At 64.0% G+C, this 22,374-nt stretch carries 6 protein-coding genes; all 6 read left to right on the top strand.

The window, feature by feature from the left end; translation table 11 throughout:
• The first annotated feature begins 423 nt into the window (after positions 1-423).
• On the top strand, positions 424-9,990 hold the full coding sequence (locus ISP15_RS10310) for a YDG domain-containing protein (protein WP_404547218.1): 9,567 nt from the start codon (positions 424-426) through the stop codon (positions 9,988-9,990).
• Between the two features lie 12 nt (positions 9,991-10,002).
• Complete coding sequence (locus ISP15_RS10305) at positions 10,003-11,784, top strand: ShlB/FhaC/HecB family hemolysin secretion/activation protein (protein ID WP_404547217.1); 1,782 nt, start codon at positions 10,003-10,005, stop codon at positions 11,782-11,784.
• A 359-nt stretch (positions 11,785-12,143) separates the two neighbouring features.
• Positions 12,144-12,341, top strand: coding sequence for a hypothetical protein (locus tag ISP15_RS10300; protein ID WP_404547216.1), 198 nt, complete (start codon positions 12,144-12,146; stop codon positions 12,339-12,341).
• Positions 12,342-12,480: 139 nt separating this feature from the next.
• On the top strand, positions 12,481-12,693 hold the full coding sequence (locus ISP15_RS10295) for a hypothetical protein (protein ID WP_404547215.1): 213 nt from the start codon (positions 12,481-12,483) through the stop codon (positions 12,691-12,693).
• A gap of 251 nt (positions 12,694-12,944) precedes the next feature.
• Entirely contained in the window at positions 12,945-21,548 is an 8,604-nt protein-coding gene (locus ISP15_RS10290; RefSeq protein ID WP_404547214.1) for a GH36-type glycosyl hydrolase domain-containing protein, read from the top strand.
• Positions 21,545-22,228, top strand: coding sequence for an HAD family hydrolase (locus ISP15_RS10285; RefSeq protein ID WP_404547213.1), 684 nt, complete (start codon positions 21,545-21,547; stop codon positions 22,226-22,228). Before ISP15_RS10290 ends, ISP15_RS10285 begins: the two co-directional genes overlap by 4 nt.
• The last annotated feature ends 146 nt before the right edge of the window (positions 22,229-22,374 follow it).

The following is a 22,374-nucleotide window of genomic DNA, read 5'->3' as shown; positions in this document are numbered from 1 at the left end:
CTTCTCTTGTTATACACAAAATTTTCGATCTACAATCGCCCCGCATTGCCGAGCGCAATGCGTTGAATCGCGTGTGGTCGATCAAAGGGATGCCGCGTTGGGGGCGCGGCAATAATGCGCGCATGGCCTTTTCGGCGTGCGTGTTATCGCCGCGAGGGACGATCATGGCCGTGAGCGGGAGTGTTCTCACGTATTGGGCAAGCGGAAATGCCGGCCGGCGCAGCCGCCCTGCGGCAGCACGATTGTTGCGTATCTCGATAACGTTTCACGGGCCGGAGGTCTTCCATCCGGCACGGCTTTGCTGGGCGATCGTCGATCGCCCGTGCCTTCCGTCTCCTGTCCGCCTTCCATCCGGTCATGGCAATCCGCACCGGTCGAAGGCGTGCGCACTTCGCCATCGTCGATGCATAGGTGCCATGAGCCATGAACCATATCTATCGTTTGTGCTGGAGCCGTACCCGCGCACAGTGGATTCCTGCGCCTGAACTGGCCGATGCGGGAGCGCCCGCTGCCGTCCGCGCGCCATGCCGGCCGGTAACCGGACGACGCACCCTCGCGCTATCCGCGCTGGCGCTGGCGTTGTGCGCGGCAGGCATGGCGCATGCCGGCACCGGCCTGGTCGGCGGGCAGATCACCGGCGGAACAGGGCAGATCCAGCAAGTCGGCGCCGTTACCACCATCCGCCAGGGCAGCCCGACACTGACGCTCGACTGGCAAGATTTCGATATCGCGCCCAACCAGACCGTGAACTTCGTGCAGCCGGGCAGCAGCGCGATCGCAGTCAATCGCATCTTCAGCAGCACGCCCAGCGCCATCTATGGGCAGCTCAATGCCAATGGCCAGGTGTGGCTGATCAACCCGAACGGCATCCTGTTTGGCCAAGGCGCGCAGGTCAACGTGGGCGGGCTGGTCGCCTCCACCCTCGACCTGGACGACAGCACGCTGGCGTCGAACACCCGCAGCTTCGGCGGAACCGGCAAGGGCAGCGTGATCAACGAAGGCGCGATCACCATCGCCAATGGCGGCTATGCCGCCTTGATCGGCAACCAGGTTTCCAACCGGGGCGTGATCAGTGCGCAACTTGGCACCGTGGCGCTGGGCGGCGGCAGCGCGGTCACGCTGACGTTCAATAACGACCAGCTGCTGCATGTGCAGGTGGATCGCAGCACCTTGGACAACCTGGCAGAGAACCGCCAGCTGATCGTTGCCAATGGCGGGCAGGTGATCATGACAGCCGGCGCAAAGGATGCCTTGCTCGCCAGCGTCGTCAACAACACCGGCATCGTGCGGGCGCAAACGGTGCAGAACCATGACGGCACGATTACCTTGCTTGGCGGCATGCAGGCCGGCACGGTAAACGTCGGCGGTACCCTCGATGCCAGTGCACCGAATGGCGGCAGTGGCGGTTCGATCGAAACCTCGGCCGCGAATTTCAATCTGGCCAGCGGTACCCGGATCACGGCGTCGGCGCCACAAGGGCGCGCCGGCACCTGGCTGGTCGATCCGACCGACCTGACCATCGATGCCGCCTCGGCGGCCACCATTTCCAGCACGCTCAACGGTGGCACCAATGTCACCGAGCAGACCACCGCTACCGGTGCATCCGGCGTGGGCGTGCAATCGGCGGGCGCGGGCGACATCAACGTCGATGCGCCAATCAGCTGGAGCAGCGCGGCGGCAAGCCTGTCGTTGCAGGCGTATCACGCCATCAACGTCAACGCGCCGGTAACAGGGGCGGGCGGCGTGAGCATGAATGCGGGCGGTGCCAATCTCACCATTGCCGCCGGCGCATCGATCATGGGCGGTGCCGGCGTGACGCTGGCGACCGCGGCGAACTTCGTCAACCAGGCCGGCGCCAATGCTGTGGCCACGGGCACATCGGCACCGTGGCTGATCTATTCCAGCAATCCGACACTGGATACGGCAGGCGGGCTGGCGCCCGATTTCATCCAATACAACGCCGCATATCCGACCACTCCGGTAGGCAGTGGCAATGGCTTCCTGTATCGCCTCGCGCCGACGCTGACCATCACCGGCTTCAGCGGCATGGTAAGCAAGGTCTATGACGGCACCACCGCCGCCACCATTGCCGGATCGAATCTCACCGCGACCGGACTGGTCAATGGCAATGTGATCGCAACGGCCTCAGGCAGCTATGGATCGCCCAATGCCGGCAGCGGCATCGCTGTCACCGGACCGGGTGCGATATCCGCCATCACCCTGACCGATGCCAGCGGCACGATCCCGGTGTACGGCTATACGCTATCCGGCGCAGCGGTGAGCGCGAATGTCGGCACGATCACGCCTGCGCCGCTGACAGCGACCATCATCAATAACCCGACCAAGGTCTACAACGGCACCACCAGCGCCGCGGTTACCTCGAACGATTACAGCCTGAGCGGTTTCGTCGCCGGGCAGGGCGCTGCGGTAAGCCAGCATTCGCCTACGGCGTATGCCAGCGCGACCGCGGGAACGGAAACGATCACGGCCACCTTCAGTTCGACCGATTTCACCGCCAACGCCGGCACCAATCTCAACAACTACATCCTGCCGGCCACGGCGAGCGGGCTGGGCACCATCACGCCGGCGCCGTTGCTGATCAGTGGCGTCTTGGCAACCAGCAAGGTGTACGACGGCACTGCTAGCGACACGCTCAATACTGGCGCGGCCAGCCTTTACGGGGTCATCAGCGGCGATGCCGGCGCGGTGGCGCTGGACAGCTCCGCCGCGCTCGGCACCTTCAGCCAATCGAATGTCGGCAACGGGCTTGCGGTCGCCGCCAGCGGCTTCGTGCTTACGGGCAGCAAGGCGCTCGATTACGTGCTGACGCAGCCGCAAGGATTGAGCGCGAACATCACGCCGCTGGCCTTGAGCATTGCCGGCGTCACGGCCAACAGCAAGGTCTATGACGCAACCAACGCGGCAACGCTGAACCTGGGCGGCGCGACCTTGAGCGGCGTGATTGCCGGCGACAACGTAACGCTGTCCGACAGCGGCGCCAGCGCCACTTTCGGCCAGTCGAACGTAGGCAACAATCTCGCCGTGACGGCCACGGGTTTCACGCTCGGCGGCACCGCGGCAGGCAATTACACGATCAGCCAGCCATCCGGATTGACGGCGGACATTACGCCCGCGCCGCTTACGATCACTTTCTCCGGCAACCCCACCAAGACCTACGACGGTACCACTGCCGCGACCCTGGACAATGCGGGGTTCACGGTCAGCGGTTTTGTTGCCGGACAGAGTGCGGTCATCTCGCAGACCAGTTCATCGACTTACGCCTCGCCCAACGCAGGCAACGGCATTGCGGTGACGGCGACGCTGGAAGCGTCCGATTTCACGCCGGCCTCGGGCACGTCGCTTTCCAACTACAGCTTTCCGGCCAGCATCAGCGGCACCGGCACCATCAATCCGATCGTGCTCAGCGGCGGCATCGTCAACAATCCGACCAAGGTGTACGACGGCAATGCCAACGCATTGCTGGGCAGCGCCAATTATTCATTGAATGGCGTGTTGTCGGGGCAGAGCATCACGGTGACGCAGACCAGCGGCACCTACGCATCGCCGAACGCCGGTGTAGAGCAAGTAAGCGCCGTCCTGGACGCTTCGGACTATGCGGCCGGCTCCGGCACCTTGCTAAGCAATTACGTGCTGCCGGCGGTGCTGACCGGCTACGGCACCATCACGCCCGCGCCGGTTTCCATCAGTTTCAACGCGGCGATCACCGGCAATCCCACCAAGGTCTACGACGGCAACAACATCGCCACGCTTGCCGCGGGCGATTTCACGCTTTCCGGTTTCCAGGGCAGCGACAGCGCCACCGTCAACCAGACCATCGACGGGCAGTACGCCAGCAAGAATGTCGGCACGCAGCCGGTGACGGCGAGCATGATCGAATCGGACTTTACGCCCGGACCGGGCACCGATCTGAGCAATTACTCGTTCCCGATCACCGCCTACGGCACCGGCACCATTACGCCGGCGCCGTTGACAGCGACGATCATCGGCAACCCTGCCAAGGTGTACAACGGCACCACCAGCGCCAGCATCACCTCGGCCGATATCCAGTTCAGCGGTTTCGTGAGCGGCGAGGGCGCCACCGTCACGCCGTCCAGCCCGGTCAATTACGACAGCCCCAACGCGGGCAGCGAAGGCGTCACCGCGCAGCTGGCCTCCAGCGATTTCACCGCCAATGCCGGCACGCTGCTGACCAATTACATCCTGCCAGTGAGCGCTACCGGTACCGGCACTATCACGCCAGCGCCGCTCTACATCACTGGCGTGTATGCCAATAGCAAGGTTTACGACGCGACGACGGCCGCCACGCTCAATGTCAGCCAGGCGGCGCTTTCAGGGCTGGTCGTCGCGGACAACGGCAAGGTGGACCTGACATCGGCGACCACCGGCACGTTCGCGCAGGCGAACGTCGGCACCGATCTGGCTGTAGCGCCCGGAGCCTTCAGCATCAGCGGCCCACAGGCCGGCAATTACACATTGGTGCAGCCTGGCGGGCTGGTCGCCAACATCACGCCGGCGACGCTGACTATTTCCGGCATTCTCGCCAACAGCAAAATCTACGACGGCACCACCACCGACAGTCTCGATACCACGGCGGGGGTGCTCAATGGCGTCTACGGTGGCGACACGGTGACGTTTTCTTCCAGCGGCGCCAGCGGAACCTTCAGTACCGCCAATGCCGGCAACAATCTGGCCGTGAGCGCCAGCGGCTTCAGCATCGGCGGCGCATCGGCCGCCAACTACGTGCTGGCGCAGCCGACCGGCCTGACCGCCAACATCACGCCCGCGCCGTTGACCGCCACGATCACCGGTGCGCCGACCAAGGTCTACGATGGCAGCACTTCGGCGCTGCTCACCGCTTCGGATTACACGCTCACCGGCTTCGTCGCAGGACAGGGCGCCACCATTCCGCAGTCGGCGTCTTCCAGCTACGGGCAAGCCAACGCCGGCACCGGCCTTTCGGTATCGGCAGAACTGGTGAGCTCCGATTTCCTGGCTAATGCGGGCACCAATCTTTCGAACTACCTGCTGCCTTCCTCGGCGTTCGGGAACAATGGCGTCATCACGCCGGTGGTGTTGAACCTCACCGGCACGCGCGTGTACGACGCCACCACCAATGCCGCCGCCTCGCTGTTCGGCAACAACGGCGTGCTGGCCGGCATCAACGGCGACACGCTGACGCTCAGCGGTACCGGCACGCTGTCGACCAAGAACGTGGGCGTGCAGCAACCGTTCGCCGGCGATGGACTGGCCGGCTTCACGCTGGCGGGCAACGGTTCGGCGCTCGCCAGCAACTACACGCTCATCGGCGGCACGGACTGGGTCACCATCACGCCCGCCATGCTGACGGTGAGCGGCACGGTAGCCGCCACCAAGATCTATGACGGAACCGTCACCGCAAGCCTGAGCGGTTCCACGCTCAACGGTGTGTTCGCCGGCGATACCGTCGACCTTGGCAACGACACCAGTGGCAGCTTCAACAACAAGAACGTCGGCAACAACAAGCCGGTCAGCACCGACATGACCATCAGCGGTACCGACGCGAGCAACTATGTCATCGTGCAGCCTGCCGCCATCACCGGCTCCATCACGCCCTTGACCATCTCCGTCACGGCGGCCGGACAGAACAAGGCCTACGACGGCACGACCACGGCCAACGTAAGCCTGTCCAGCACGGGCGTGCTGGCGGGCGACAGTGTGTCGTTCGCCGATACATCGGCCAATTTCATCCAGAGCGATGTAGGCAACGGCCTGCAGATCAACGTGGCGGGCATCAGCGCCGGCGGTACCGATGGCGGCAACTACCTATTGGCCAACACCACGGCCACCACCAGCGCGGATATCACGCCGAGGATCCTCAACCTCACCGCTACCCGGGTCTACGACACCACCACCAACGCCGCCGCCTCGCTGTTCGGCAGCAACGGCGTGTTGACCGGCGTGGCGGGGCAGACCTTGCAACTGGGCGGCACCGGCACACTGTCGACCAAGAACGTGGGCAACCAGCAACCGTTCGCCAGCGGCGGCCTCGACGGCTTCACGCTAACCGGCATCGGTGCGGCCAATCCCAACAATTACACCCTGGTCGGCGGTACCGATTGGGTCACCATCACGCCGTACCAGTTGTCTGTCACCAGCGCGCAGGCGCAAAGCAAGACCTACGATGGCACCACGCTGGCCACCATCACCGGCGCCACGCTTTCCTCGCCGCTGTCGGGCGACACGGTGACCTTGAGCAATGACACCACCGGCACGTTTGCCACCAGGAACGTTGGCAACGATATTGCCGTCAGTACCGCCATGACGTTGACCGGCGCCGACGCGGGCAACTACCAGATCACCCAGCCCGCGGGCCTGGTGGCGAACATCACGCCGCTGGCGATCACGGTATCGGCGACCGGCAACAACAAGGTCTACGACACCACCACCACCGCCAGCGTCAATCTCAGCAGCAACGGCATCCTGGCCGGCGACAATGTCAGCTTCACCGACAGCGCGGCCAACTTCGTCAGCCCGAACGTGGCCAACGGCATCCAGATCGACGTGTCCGGGATCAGTGCCACCGGCGGCGATGCCGCCAACTACAGTTTCAATACGACCGCCGCCACCAGCGCGAACATCACGCCGGTGATCCTCAACCTGACTGGAACGCGCGTTTACGATGCCACCACCAATGCCGATCTGAATCTGTTCGGCAACAACGGCGTGCTGGCCGGCATCGCGGGGCAAACACTGACTTTGGGCGGATCGGGCGTCGCTGCATTGTCGACCAAGAACGTCGGCGCGCAGCAGCCATTTGCCGCCGGCGCCATCGACAACTTCAGCCTGAGCGGCAATAACGGCGCCCTCGCCAGCAACTACACGCTGATCGGCGGCACCGACTGGGTCACCATCACGCCTTACACGTTGACCGTGGACGGCACCGTTGCCGCCAGCAAGATCTACAACGGCAACACCACGGCCGCGCTCAGCGGCTCCACCCTGGTCGGTGTATTCGCGGGCGACAATGTAGCGTTGGGCAACGACAGCGTCGGCGGCTTCGCCAGCAAGAACGTGGGCGATAACATCACCGTGAGCACTGCCATGACGATTGGCGGCACGGACGCGGGCAACTACATCCTGCAGCAGCCCACCAACGTGGCCGCCAACATCACGCCGCTGGCGATCACCGTGGCCGCAACTGGCAACGACAAGAGTTATGACGGCACCACCACCGCCATGGTCGGGCTCAGCAGCAGCGGCGTGTTGCCTGGCGACAGCGTGAACTTCAGCGACGGCTCGGCCAACTTCAGTACCGCCAATGCGGGCAGCGGCATCGGTATCGCGGTGGACGGCATCACTGCCAGCGGCGCGGACGCCGGCAACTACACCTTCAACAACACGGCGGCCACCAGCGCGAACATCACGCCGGCGATCATCAACCTGGCGGGCACGCAGGTCTACAACGGCAGCACGGCGGTGAATGCCAGCGCGTTCGGCACTGACGGCGTGATCGCCGGCGTCGATGGCCAGACCTTGGTATTGAGCGGCGCGGGCAGCGCGCCGAGCAAGAACGTCGGCAATGACCAGCCATTGACCCTGGGCAGCCTTGCCTTGAACGGCAACGACGGATCGCTGGCCAGCAATTACACGCTGGTCGGCGGCACCGAATCCATCACCATCACGCCGCTGGCGGTGACGGTATCGGCGGTGGGCCAGAACAAAGTCTATGACGGCAATACCGGCGCGACCGTGGCGTTGAGCGCTACCGGCACGGTACCGAGCGACGACATCCAGTTCAGCTATGGCAACGCCAGTTTCGATTCGCCCAATGCGGGCAACCAGGTGCCGATTCTGGTCAGCGGCATTTCCGCTACCGGACAGGACCTGTCCAACTACACCTTCAATACCACCGCCGCCACCAGCGCCGACATCACGCCGTATGTGCTGAACCTCAGCGGCACCCGCGTCTATGACGGCAGCACCAGCGCGCAGGCCAGCCTGTTCGGCAGCAATGGCGTGATCAGCGGCATCAATGGCGATACGCTCAGCTTGAGCGGTACGGGCGTGGTGTCGAGCAAGAACGTCGACACCTACACCGGCACGGCGCAGTTCGACCAGAACGATCTCGCACTGACCGGCAACGGCGCGGCCCTCGCCAGCAATTACACGCTGGTCGGCGGCACCGATACGCTGACCATCACGCCGCTCGCCATCACGGTGGGCGCGATCGGCCAGGACAAAACCTACGACGGAACCACCACGGCAAGCGTGAGCCTGGTCGGCGCCGGACTGGTCGGCGGCGATATCGTGAGCTTCACCGATACCTCGGCCACCTTCAATTCGCCCAATGCGGGCAGCAATGTGCCGATAACGGTCGCCGGCATCAGCGCGGCCGGCGCCGATGCCGGCAACTACACCTTCAATACGTCGGCCAGCACGGTGGCCACGATCGATCCGGCCGTGCTCAACCTCACCAGCACGCGCGTCTACGACGCCACCACCGCCGCCGATGCCAGCCTGTTCGGCAATAACGGCGTGTTGACCGGCGTGGCCGGACAAACGCTTACGCTCACCGGCAACGGTACCTTGTCCACCAAGAACGTGGGCGTGCAGCAATCGTTCGCGGCCGGCGGCCTGGACGGATTTACGCTGACCGGCGACAACGGCGCGCTCGCCAGCAACTACACCTTCGTGGGCGGCAACGACTGGGTCACCATCACGCCGGCGATACTCAACGTAACCGGCACCACCGCCAGCAACCGGGTGTACGACGGCAGCACGGCGGACACGCTCAGCGGCTCGCAGCTCGCCGGCGTATTTGCCGGCGACGACGTCACACTGGATAACGACACCGTCGGTACCTTCAACAACAAGAACGTTGGCAACAACAAGGCCGTCACCACCGACATGACCATCGCTGGCGCCGACGCCGGCAATTACATCCTGTTGCAACCGACCGGCCTGACCGCCAACGTCACGCCACTGGCGATCACCGTCGACGCCACCGGCACCAACAAGGTGTATGACGGCAATACGCTGGACACGGTCGGCCTCGGCAGCGCCGGCGTGGTGGCCGGCGACCAGGTGGCATTCGCCGATACGTCAGCCAATTTCAGCGACAAGAACGTCGGCTACGGCAAGTCCGTGACGGCGGATGGCATCACCGCCAGCGGCGCCGACGCCGGTAACTACATTCTGCTCAATACCACTGCCACCACCACCGCCGACATTACGCCACTGGCCATCACCATCGGCGCCATCGGCACCAACAAGGTGTTCGACGGCAATGCACTCGACATGGTTTCGCTGTACGCCAGCGGCGTGCTGCCGGGCGACCAGCTCAGCTTCGCCGATGCGTCGGCGCTGTTCAGCGATCCGCATGCCGGCAACGGCAAGACGGTCACGGTGTCCGGCATCACCGGCAGCGGTGTGGATATCGGCAACTACATCTTCAACACCACCACGACCACGACAGCCAACATCACGCCGTTACCGATCACGGTGCTCGCACGCGGTACCAATCGCCCGTTCAACGGCGGCAAAGCGGATGCGGTGGCGCTCAGCAGCATGGGACTGCTACCCGGCTATCCGGTGAGTTTCATCGACAGCTCGGCATCGTTCGGCAGTCCGGCTGTCGGCAACAACAAGCCGGTTACCGTCTACGGCATTGGCATCGCCGGCCCCAACGCGGGCGACTACCTGGTGACCGATCCCACCGCCACCACCGAAGCCGATATCACCGACCTGGGCGACATCGGTACCGGCGTGCAGGGCAGTTGGCTGGCCCAGATCGACAGCACGATCGAACCGGAATCGATCGCCACGCCTTACGGCACGGCAGACATGAGCGCGGTTGGCGTATTCAACGGCAACCAGAAAAAGCGGCACCGGCCGATCGAGCGCAACGTGATCCGTTCGGATTTCCATTCCGGACTCCCCATCAACGTGATCCATGGAGGCGTGCGACTGCCCACGGATGCCTCCCCCTGACAAGAAGCCCGCATGAACGGGCTCCCGCTGCCGCGTAACGCGCCCAGTACGTTACGCGGCCATCTTACTTCTGATTCGGCCGCCGCCCCCATGACGCCCATCAATCGTGCGATTCCACCGCTTCGCCTGCTTTGCTTCGCGCTTTCGCTCGCGCTGGGCAGTGCCGCCCTGCACGCGCAAACGCGCGCGGCACCGGTGCCCAACAGTGGCCAGCTGTTGCAGGAAGCGCAGCCGCCCAATGCGCTCGCGCCATCGTCCGACCTGCGCCTGGAAGTCCAGCAGCCTCGCCGCAACCGTGCGGACAACAGCCAGTCGTTTCCGGTGCGCGAGATCCGCATCACCGGCAATACCGCTTTGCTGACCGCCACGCTGCATGCGCTGGTCGCGCCGGAAGAGGGCAAAAATCTGACGCTGGCTGACCTCGACGACTTGGCCGACCGCATTACCGACGCCTATCACGCGCACGGCTATCCGTTGGCGACGGCGTATGTGCCAGCGCAAACCTTGCAGGATGGCATCGTGCACATCGCGGTGGTGGAAGCGCGCTACGGCCACGTTACGCTGCAAAACCAAAGCCAGGTCGCCGACCACGTCTTGAACGCGACGTTGTCGCCCTTGCAGCAAGGACAGCAGGTATCCGACTACACGCTGGAGCGCAGCTTGCTGCTGCTCACGGATGTACCCGGCGCATCGGTGAATTCCGTGATGCGTCCCGGCGAGCAGGTCGGTACGTCCGATCTGGTGGTGGACGTCACCTCCGCGCCGCGCTACACCGGCACGCTGGGCTTGGACGACTATGGCAATCGCTATACCGATCGCTTGCGACTGAGCGGAACCTTCGCCGTCAATGGATTGTTCAACCAGGGCGATGTGCTGAATGTCAGCGGCGTAAGCTCCGGCGCCGGCATGAGCTACGCGAGCGCCGGCTACAAATATTTGTTGGATGGCCAGGGCACCGTGCTGGGCATCGCGGCCTCGGACCTGCATTACCGGCTCGGCAATGGCCTGCAGGACCTGCAGGCCCACGGTACGGCGCAAGTGCAGAGCGTGAATCTGTCGCAGCCGTTCATTCGCAACACGGCCGGCAATCTATACGGCCAGATCGAGTTCGACCACAAGCGCCTGCATGACGACATCGACATTGCCGATATCGAAACCAACCGGCACAGCAATGTCTGGGTGGCAACCTTGGCCGGCGACCAGCGCGACAGCTCCGGCGTCACCAATTTCAACCTGAGCGGCAGCTACGGACGGCTTTACTTCAACAATCTGTATGCAGCCTTTGCCGATGTCCTGGGGCCGCGCACGGCCGGCAGCTACAGCAAATTCGACTATTCGCTCTCGCGTTTGCAGCAACTGAGCCAGGACAACGCTCTGTATGTCGGCTTTTCAGGACAGAAGGCGAACAAGAATCTCGATACGTCCGAGCAGTTCTACCTTGGCGGCCCCGATAGCGTGCGCGGCTATGACGTTGGCGCGGTGTCGGGTGCGCAGGGCACGCTGGCCACCATCGAATATCGCCACGACTTCCTGCTATCGCCCTTGCCAGGCCCATGGCAAGCCTCCGCCTTCGTCGACAGCGGCCACGTGCAGGCGTACAAGACGCCATTCTTTCCGGGCGTCAACAGCGCGCGCCTGAACAGCGTGGGCCTCGGCCTGCATTGGGTCGCGATGCACGACTGGGTGCTGAGCACCAGCGTCGCCAAGCCGATCGGCAACCGCCCGGTCCTGGTCGGCACCGACTACAGCAACGCCGCGCGGTTCTGGCTGCAGGTGCAAAAGGGCTTTTACTGACGCTGTTGTGCCCGCCCCGTGCGATGGAGAGCAGGCGGGCGAACGGGCGATGCAAGGGCGGGCAAGCGGCCATGGTTCATTTTTTGCCGATTGACGAGCCATGCGGGAGCGGCATGCAAGTCGCTGTTATGCATGGCTTTACCTGTGGCGCCAGGTGCTGGCGGTCCGACGAACTTACACTGGCGTAACAATCGGGGGCGCATGATCAGCAAGCGCCGTGGCTTATCCGTCCAATCCTTGGCGCGCCAGTCCATCATTGTTCTTTTCGCATCCTGTGCTTCGGCTTGGCTCTATGCGGCCAGGATGTTTTCTATTGCTTGCGGGTGAATTTCTTGCCCGTCTTATTGAAGGCCCCGGCCATGCCCTACCTGCTCGAGCCGCTTTCGGCGGCGCAAATCCATAGTGTCTATGCCAGCAAGAAAACCAAGCCAAGCGCTCCGGCGGTAGACAGCGGTGCGCCGCACTATGCCAAGACTTCGTTTGCAGGGCGCGATCCGGGGCATCCGGGATCGCCGCCGCCGCGTCCGGAACCGGAGAGCAAGAAGAAACGGCGTTGACCGGACGATCCGTCTATCCATACGCGAAGTGAAGGCAATGTTCCGGCGTTGCCGTTTCGCAAACGCCAGCAGCGGGCGTTGTCGATGAATATGGCACGGATGCCTTGCCATCTGATGGACGAGGCGCGTGGAGCATGTCATGGATACCGAAAAAACCGCACTGACTTCGATGGAGCATCGCGCCCTGTGTTCGCTGACCAAGCGAAGGCCGACCAGTTGGGACCGCGAGAACATGACCGCCGGACGCATGTTCGAGCTACAGCGTAAAGGCATGGTGGCGCGCGATGCGGGCCGCTGGAAACTCACGGCACTGGGCTTGCTGTTTGCCTCGACCGGAATGCGGCACGGATAGCGCACGCTTGAATCACTTGCACCGCGACGGTCCCGGCATTGCCTTGGTGCAACCGGCGCGTTTTGCGCACACATCGCCATGCAATCGTTCGCAGCGGGCAACACCAGTCAGGCCGAACGGGTTGCGTACTTAGTTTTCACGCCGGAAAGTCTATTTTTTTCGCCTCCAGCACACTTTGCCGCGCCAGCATCGCGGCAACTGCCGGGTAGCGTCCTGGCCTTTTTTGAAGCGTGCCATGCCGGATGGGAGCGATGCTCAGGATCGACAAGCCCTCTTTATTGCAAGCTGCGTTACATACCCATCCGTCGACACGTCACGAGTCCGCGGCGGACAAGGCGTCGATGGAGCCTACGCTGCGGGCGGAACTGTTCAGCGCCGAGCAGATGGAGCAGCACGGCGTCGCATTGGCGAGGCAGCACAAGCTCAGTCCGCGTTCTTCGTCGGACCGGCTGCTGAAGCGGCTCGACGAGAATGCCGGCCTGCTGCTGCAGGCCTGCGATGCGCTGACCTCGGCCGTCAAGGGCAATCGGCGTATTTCGCCGGCCGGCGAATGGTTGCTGGACAACTATTACCTGATCGAAGAGCAGATCCGCATCGCGCAGCGGCACCTGCCCAAAGGCTATAACCGCGAACTGCCGCGCCTTGCCCAGGAAGACGAAGACGGCCTGCCGCGCGTGTATGTATTGGCGCTGGAAACCATCTCGCACGGCGATGGCCGTGTCGACGAGGAAAGCCTGGGCCGTTTCATTACGGCTTATCAAACGGTGCAACCGCTCACGCTGGGCGAATTGTGGGCGATCCCGATCATGCTGCGACTGGCGCTGATCGAGAACTTGCGCCGTGCGGCGATGCGCGTGCTGGCGGACTGGCATTACCGCGACCAGGCCAACGAATGGGCCGACCTGCTTACCGAAATCGCCGAGCACGATCCCAAGAGCGTGGTGATCGGCGTGGCCGACATGGCGCGTTCGAAACCGCCGATGAGCAGCGCCTTCGTGGCCGAGCTTGCGCGCCGGCTGCAAGGGCAGAGCGCGGTGCTCGCGATGCCGTTGACGTGGGTGGAGCAACGGCTTGCCGAGGCCGGCTCGAATATCGAGCACGAACTGCAACGCGAAGCGCAGGAGCAGGCGGCCAACCAGGTGTCCATCGGCAACAGCATCGGCAGCATGCGGCAGCTGTCCGCCATCGACTGGCACACTTTCGTGGAACGGCACAGCATCGTCGAACAGACCTTGCGCAAGGATCCGGCCGGTGTCTACGCGGATATGGACTTCGCCACGCGCGATCACTATCGCCACGTAGTGGAACGCCTCGCCCGATCCAGCGACCGTGCCGAATGGGACGTGGCAGACGCTGCCGTCGAACTGGCACGCGCATGCGCTGCCACCCATGCCGTATCGGGCATCAGCGCGCACGTGGGTTATTACCTGATCGACCAGGGCTTGCCCGTGCTCGAGCGGGCGGCCGGTTATCGCTATCACCGTTGGATGAATCTCAGGCGCGCCTTGCTCGGTGTGCCATTGGTGCTCTACGTCGGCATGATTGTGCTGCTCACGCTGGCGTTCACCCAGCCGATCCTGCGCATCGCCAGCCTCAGTGGCTATTCCGGCGGGGCCTTGGCGCTGCTGGCGATTCCAGCGCTGCTGGCGACCAGCCAGTTCGCGCTGGGATTGGTGAACTGGATGGTTACCGTCACCACGTCGCCGTCCATGCTGCCGCGCATGAATTTCGCGCAGGGCGTACCGGCTTCGGCGCGCAGCCTGGTGGTGGTGCCAGCCATGCTCGGCAGCACGCAGGACGTGGAGGATATGGTCGAAGTGCTGGAAGTGCACTTCCTCGCCAATCGGGACGAGCACGTGCACTTCGCCCTGCTCAGCGATTTCAAGGATGCGCCGGAAGAACGCCTGGAAGACGACGCGGCCATCCTCAACCTCGCACGCCAGCAGATAGAATCGCTGAACGCCAAGTACGCGCCAGGCAATGGCGATCGTTTCTACCTGTTGCATCGTCCGCGCCGCTTCAACCGTGCGGACGGCGTCTGGATGGGGCACGAACGCAAGCGCGGCAAGCTCACCGATCTGAACAACCTGCTGCGCACCGGCCAGCTCGATGCATTCGAGCTGGTGGTGGGCCCGGTTGCCATGCTGCGCGGGATCCGGTTCGTGATCACGCTGGATGCCGACACGCAATTGCCGCGCGATGCCGCGCAAGAGTTCGCCGGCGCCCTGGCGCATCCGCTCAACCGTCCCGTCTATGACGCCGCGACGGGCCGCATATTGCGCGGTCACGGTATCTTGCAGCCGCGCCTGGGCATCAGCCTGCCGAGCACGGCGCGATCGCGCTACGCGATGTTGTTCGGTAGCGAAGTAGGCATCGATCCTTATACGCGCGCGGTGTCGGATGTCTATCAAGACCTGTTCGGCGAAGGCTCGTTCATCGGCAAGGGCATCTATGACGTGGATGCCATCGTGCAATCGCTGGACGGCCGCTTTCCCGACAACAGCATCCTCAGCCATGACCTGATCGAAGGCTGCTATGCGCGCTCGGCGCTGCTGAGCGACTTGCTGCTGTATGAGGAATATCCCTCCAGCTATGTCAACGATTACCGGCGCCGCCATCGCTGGATCCGCGGCGACTGGCAATTGCTGCCGTGGATCTTCCCGCGCGTGCCGAGTGCCGATGGGCGCAGGGAAAAGAATACGCTGAGCGCGCTGTCGCGCTGGAAGATCTTCGATAACCTGCGGCGCAGCCTGGTGGCGCCGTCGTTCGCCGTGCTGTTCCTGCTTGCATGGCTTGGCTTCGACCAGCCGATTACCTGGACGGTAGCGGTGCTGGCGCTGCAATTTACGTTGCCGTTGTTGTCCTCGCTGCTGGCGATCGTGCAGAAGCCATCGGACGTGACGCTGAAATCGCACCTCCGTGGCTCGATCGGCCTGGCCGGCCAGCATCTGGCGCGCGCGCTGTATGCCCTGATGACCCTCCCGCACGAGGCCTATTACAGTGTGGACGCCATCGCGCGCACGCTATGGCGGATGGCGGTAAGCCGCCGCAACCTGCTGCAATGGCGAACCTCGCGCGACGTCGAGCAGGAGGGCGCGCACTCGACGCTGCATATCTATCGCATGTTATGGATCAATCCGCTGCTCGCCGTGGTGGCTTGCGCGGTGATCTGGCCGCTGCACCGCGCGGCGCTGCCGCCGGCGCTGCCGATCCTGCTGCTGTGGCTGGCAGGACCGGCGATAGTGCGCTGGTCGAGCCAGCGGCGCAAGGAAATCGCATTCGTTCCGAGCAGCCGGCAGCTGCAATTCCTGCGCGGCCTGTCGCGGCGCATCTGGGCATTCTTCGAGACCTACGTCGGGCCGGAGGACAATTGGCTGCCGCCGGACAACATGCAGGAAGTGCCGGGCATCGTCGTCGCGCATCGCACTTCGCCCACCAATATCGGGCTGTCGCTGCTCTCGTGCCTGGCCGCGCACGACTTCGGTTACATCACTACAGGACGCCTGCTGGACCGCATCGGCAAGACCGTGCAGACCATGCAACGCATGGAGCGTTATCGCGGGCACCTGTACAACTGGTATGACACCGTTACGCTGAAGCCGCTCGCGCCGCAATACATTTCATCGGTGGATAGCGGCAACCTCGCCGCACACTTGCTGACGCTTCGCCCCGGCCTGCTGGCATTACTGGATGAACCGCTGTTCCACGTGCGCCTGCTGGAGGGCCTGCACGATACGCTGACGCTGCTGCGCGACAGCCTGCCCGACGGGCGCAACAACGGCACCATCGCCAGCCTGCGCCGGCTGTTGCAGGAAACCGTGCAGGCGCCGCCGCCATCGCTCGATCGCGTGGCGGTATGCACCGTCACGCTGCAACTGAAGATCGACGAACTGCACGCCGCCATTCCCGACGACGAAACGTCAGAAGCGTATTTCTGGTACACGCAACTGCTGGCCCAGGTCGCCGATTTTCGGCGCGAAATGGAAACCGCCCAGGCGTGGACCGCGAGCCTGCCCGAACAGGAAGGCATTCCCACCTTGCGCCAGGCACTGTCGGCCGGCACCGGCACGGCGGAGGGCGCCAGCTTGCGCCGCGATGACATCCTCCGTCTGGCCGCGGCGATCTCCGAACTGGCGGTGATGGATTTCAGTTTCCTGTACGACGCACGCAAGAAACTGCTGTCGATCGGCTACAACGTCGACGAACGGCGACTGGATGCGGGTTGCTATGATCTGCTGGCTTCCGAAGCGCGGCTGGCCAGTTATGTCGCCATCGCCCAAGGCCAGCTGCCGCAGGATGGCTGGTTCGCACTCAGCCGATTGCTCACCACCACGGGTGGCGAACCGGTGCTGCTGTCGTGGTCCGGATCGATGTTCGAATACCTGATGCCGATGCTGGTGATGCCCAGTTACGCCGGCACGCTGCTCGATCGAACCTGTCGCGCGGCGGTGGCGCGGCAAATCGAGTACGGACAGCAGGCCGGTGTGCCGTGGGGCGTCTCCGAATCGGGCTACAACACTGTCGACGTGCATCTCAATTACCAGTACCGCGCCTTTGGCGTGCCGGGATTGGGACTCAAGCGCGGGCTGGGCGAAGACGTGGTGATCGCGCCTTACGCCAGCGTGATGGCGCTGATGGTGGCGCCTTCGGAAGCCTGCGCGAACCTGGAGCGGTTGGCCGCCGAAGGCAGGCGCGGGCGCTACGGTTTCTACGAAGCGATCGACTACACGCCGGCGCGCGTGCCGCATGGGCAGAACGCGGTGGTGGTGGCATCGTTCATGGCGCACCACCAGGGCATGGGCCTGCTGTCGCTTGCCTACATGTTGCTCGACCAGCCGATGCAGACACGCTTCGATACTGACCCGCAGTTCCGTGCCAATGCGCTGCTGCTGCAGGAACGTGTACCCAAGAGCGCCACCGAATATTTGCAGGCCACCGGCCTGCAAATGTTGCAGCCGGGCGTTACCGCCGCCGACACCACGCTGCGCGTGTTCCAGGACCCGAACATGCCGCGCCCCGCGGTGCAGTTGCTGTCGAACGGCCGCTATCACGTGATGGTAAGCAGTTCGGGCGCCGGCTACAGCCGTTGCCGCGACCTGTCCATCAATCGCTGGCATGAGGACATTACCAGCGACAATTGGGGGCAGTTCTGCTACCTGCGCGATGTGGAAAGCGGCGAGTTCTGGTCCACGACCTACCAGCCCACGCTGGTCAAGCCCGAGCAGTTCGAGGCGATTTTTTCCGATGCGCGCGCCGAATTCCGCGTGCGCGAGCAAAACTACGACGCGCACACCGAGATCGTGGTTTCGCCGGAGGACGATATCGAGCTGCGCCGCGTGCGCCTGACCAACCGTGGCCGCCGGGCGCGCACCATCGAAATCACCACCTTTGCCGAACTGGTGATCGCGCCGGCGATGGCCGATGCCTCGCATCCGGCCTTCAGCAACCTGTTCGTGCAGACCGAATGGATCGCCTCCGCGCAGGCGCTGATCGGCACGCGGCGTCCGCGCGCCAATAACGAGCGTGTGCCGTGGATGTGCCATGTAATGGCGGTGCACGATGCAAACATCGAATCGATCTCCTACGAGACGGACCGCGCCAAATTCATCGGCCGTGGCCGCAGCATCGCCCGGCCGCTGGCACTGAGCCGGCTCGGCACGCATTCGCAGCTCTCCAATACGGTCGGCGCGGTACTCGATCCGATCGTCTCCATTCGCGTGCGCATCACGCTGCCGCCGGAGCATTCGGCGACCGTCGATATCGTTACCGGCATGGCGGAAAGCCGCGAGGCCTGCCAGCACCTGGCCGAGAAATATCGCGACCGGCATCTTGCCGACCGCGTGTTCGACCTGGCCTGGACCCACAGCCAGGTATTGCTGCAGCAACTGAATGCCACGCACGCGGATGCCCGGCTGTACGAGCGCATGGCGGCATCGATCCTGTACGCCAATACGCTGCTGCGCGCCGAGGCGGCCGTGTTGCAGGCCAATCGCCGCGGCCAGTCGGGCTTATGGGGGCAGGCGATCTCGGGCGACCTGCCGATCGTGCTGTTGCGCATCGCCGACATGGCGAACATCGAACTGGTGCGGCAGCTGGTGCAGGCGCATGCGTATTGGCGCATGAAGGGACTGACGGTCGACCTGGTGATCTGGAACGAAGACCAGGCCGGCTACCGGCAGGAACTGCAAGACCTGATCCTCGGCTTGATCGCTTCCGGTACCGAAGCCAGCCTGATCGATCGCCCAGGCGGCATTTTCGTGCGTCCTTCGCAGCAGTTATCGGTCGAAGATCGCATCCTGGTGCAATCGGTGGCGCGCATCGTGCTGTACGACAACCGCGGCACGCTGGCCGAGCAGATCGAACGCCGGCGCGTGGAATCGCAGATGCCGCGCCTGGCGGTCAGCCGCACCGCGCGGGCGGAACAAAGCGCCGCGGACGACCACGGGCAGGCATTGTTCAATACCTTGCAGCTGACCAATCGCTACGGCGGCTTTACCCCGGATCTCAACGAATACGCGATCATCCTGCGTTCCGGTCGCCATACGCCGGCGCCATGGGCGAACGTGCTGGCCAATCCGGAATTCGGCTGCGTCATTTCCGAGTCGGGCAGCGCCTATACCTGGAGCGAGAACTCGCATGAGTTCCGCTTGACGCCCTGGCATAACGATCCGATCTGCGACAGCAGCGGCGAGGCCTTCTACCTGCGCGATGAGGAAAGCGGCCATTACTGGTCGCCGATGGCATTGCCGCACCGGGGCAGGGGCACCTACATCACGCGCCACGGTTTTGGCTATTCGGTATTCGAACACATCGAAGACGGCATCCACACCGAGCTGTGGGTGTACGTGGCCCTGCATGCGCCGATCAAGTTTTCGGTGCTGCGCGTGCATAACCGCTCGGGGCGCTCGCGGCGACTGTCGGCGACCGGTTACGTGGAATGGGTGCTGGGCGACATGCGCAATAAATACGCGATGCATATCGTGTCCGAAGCCGATCCGGTCACCGGCGCGCTGCTTGCGCGCAATGCCTACAACACGGAATTTCCCAATCGCGTGGCGTTCTTCGACACCGATGCCACCGCGCGCAGCGTGACCGGCGACCGCATGGAATTCCTGGGCCGCAACGGCAGCCCGCGTACGCCCGCGGCGATGGGGCGCAGCGGACTGTCCGGACGCCTGGGCCCGGGGCTCGATCCCTGCGCGGCGATCCAGGTGCCGTTCGAACTGGGCAAGGACGAAACGCGCGAGGTGATCTTCCGTCTTGGCGCAGCCCATGACGCCAAGGCGGCGAGCGATCTGGCGCAGCGCTTCCGCGGTACGAACGCCGCGGCGACCGCACTGGATGAAGTACGCATGCACTGGCGCTGGACGCTGGACAAGGTGCAGGTGAAGACACCCGACATGGCGGTCAACGCGCTGGCCAACGGCTGGCTGATGTACCAGGTGATTGCCGCACGCTTCTGGGGACGCAGCGGCTATTACCAGTCCGGCGGCGCGTTCGGCTTCCGCGATCAATTGCAGGATTCCATGGCGATGGTGCACGCCAGCCCATACAACGCGCGCCAGCACCTGCTGCTGAGCGCGGCGCACCAGTTCGTGGAAGGCGATGCGCAGCACTGGTGGCATCCGCCGTCGGATCGTGGCGTGCGCACGCATTGTTCCGACGATTACCTGTGGCTGCCGCTCGCCACCAGCCGCTACGTGCACACCACCCGCGATACCGGCGTGCTGGACGAGCGCGTCGGCTTCATCGAAGGCCGTCCGGTCAAGCCCGACGAAGAATCGTATTACGACCTGCCGGTGCGTTCGGAACAAAGCGCCACGCTGTACGAACATTGCATGCGGGCGATCGAACGGAGCAAGAGCCGCGGCCCGCACGGCCTGCCGCTGATCGGTACCGGCGACTGGAACGACGGCATGAACATGGTCGGCGAGAAGGGCACCGGCGAGAGCATCTGGCTGGGCTTTTTCCTGCACGAGGTACTTACTTCTTTCGCCGCGACGGCGCGCCTCCACCAGGATGAGGCGTTCGCGAAGCAGTGCGAGGACGAAGCGGCGAAACTCGCGGCGAACCTGGATGAGCACGGCTGGGATGGCGAATGGTACCGGCGCGCGTACTTCGACGACGGCACGCCGCTGGGATCGAAGCAGAACGAGGAATGCCGCATCGACTCGATCGCGCAGAGCTGGTCGGTACTGTCCGGCGCCGCGCCACCGGAACGCCGCCACCAGGCGATGGAATCGCTGGACAAGCATCTGGTCAAGCGCGAGGCCGGTATCGTGCAGTTGCTCGACCCGCCGTTCGACCGCTCGTCGCTGAATCCCGGCTACATCAAGGGCTATGTGCCGGGCGTGCGCGAGAACGGAGGTCAATACACCCATGCCGCGGTGTGGGCGACGATGGCGTTCGCCGCCATGGGCGATGCGCGGCGCGCCTGGGAACTGCAACGCATGATCAGCCCGATCAACCACGGCAGCCAGGAGCGCATCGACACCTACAAAGTGGAGCCCTACGTGATCGCCGCCGATGTGTATTACGGCGCGCCGCACCAGGGGCGTGGCGGGTGGACCTGGTATACCGGCTCGGCCGGCTGGATGTACCGCCTGATCCTGGAATCGCTGCTCGGACTGCGCGTGGAAGGCGAAAGCCTGTACATCGAACCGGTACTTCCTCCAGACTGGCAGGACTACAGCTTGAGCTACCGGCATCGCGAGACCGATTACCAGATCGTGGTGCACGCTCGTGCAGGCGATGCGCCGCCGCGCCGCATCCTGCTCAACGGCGAGCCGATCGAGGGCGATCGCTTGCCGCTGGTTGATGATGGCGGCGAACACCATGTGGATATCTATCTGTGAGCGACCCGGCGACACCCTCCACCGTTTTCCTGCTCGACGTCGACAACACCTTGCTGGACAACGATCGCTTCGGCGACGACCTGCATGCGCATCTCACGCACCAGTTCGGCCAGGCCGAGTGCGATCGCTACTGGCAGCTCTATGAGCAACAACGCGACGCGGTGGGCTATGCCGACTACCTTGGCGCCCTGCAGCGTTTCCGCCTGCAAAGCGATACGCGGCCGGGCGTGCTGGCGATGTCGTCCTGGCTGCTGGACTACCCGTTCGAGCGGCTGCTGTTTCCCGATGCGCTCGCGGTCATCGAGCAACTCAACCGGCTCGGGCGCGCCGCGATCCTTTCCGATGGCGACATCGTCTTCCAGCCGCGCAAGGTCGAGCGCGCCGGCATCTACCAGGCGGTGCGCGGCGAGGTCCTGATCTTCGTGCACAAGGAACTCTCGCTGGATGCGATGCAGGAACGCTATCCCGCCGCGCATTACGTGATGGCCGACGACAAGCCCAACCTGCTGGCCAAGATGAAGCAGAAGCTGGGCGACCGGCTCACCACCGTATTCGTGCGCCAGGGACACTACGCCGCGCAGGCGGACATGGCGCAGCTCCAGCCGGCGCCGGATCACACCATCGATCGGATCAGCGATTTGCCAAAGTTGGCGGCAACCCTGGTGAAAGCCACAGCCTGAGCGGATCGCCCGGTGTGGGCACGGAACCAGCCTTGCCCACAAACGATTGATGCGCGAACGCGGATAATGGCTGGAATGGGCTTGGGAAAACGTTCGATTTCACGCGAGCGTTACTCCTTGAGCCCGTATTCCCGTTTCCATTCAAG

Source organism: Dyella jejuensis, assembly GCF_044904675.1.
Classification (GTDB): domain Bacteria; phylum Pseudomonadota; class Gammaproteobacteria; order Xanthomonadales; family Rhodanobacteraceae; genus Dyella_B; species Dyella_B jejuensis.
Note: the sequence above shows the minus strand (reverse complement) of the source record. Positions and strands in the feature narration are given on the sequence as shown.

Coding starts and splice junctions, on each gene's coding strand:
- ISP15_RS10305 (WP_404547217.1), top strand. CDS start 10,003: ATGAACGGGCTCCCGCTGCCGCGTAACGCGCCCAGTACGTTACGCGGC.
- ISP15_RS10300 (WP_404547216.1), top strand. CDS start 12,144: ATGCCCTACCTGCTCGAGCCGCTTTCGGCGGCGCAAATCCATAGTGTC.
- ISP15_RS10310 (WP_404547218.1), top strand. CDS start 424: ATGAACCATATCTATCGTTTGTGCTGGAGCCGTACCCGCGCACAGTGG.
- ISP15_RS10290 (WP_404547214.1), top strand. CDS start 12,945: ATGCTCAGGATCGACAAGCCCTCTTTATTGCAAGCTGCGTTACATACC.
- ISP15_RS10295 (WP_404547215.1), top strand. CDS start 12,481: ATGGATACCGAAAAAACCGCACTGACTTCGATGGAGCATCGCGCCCTG.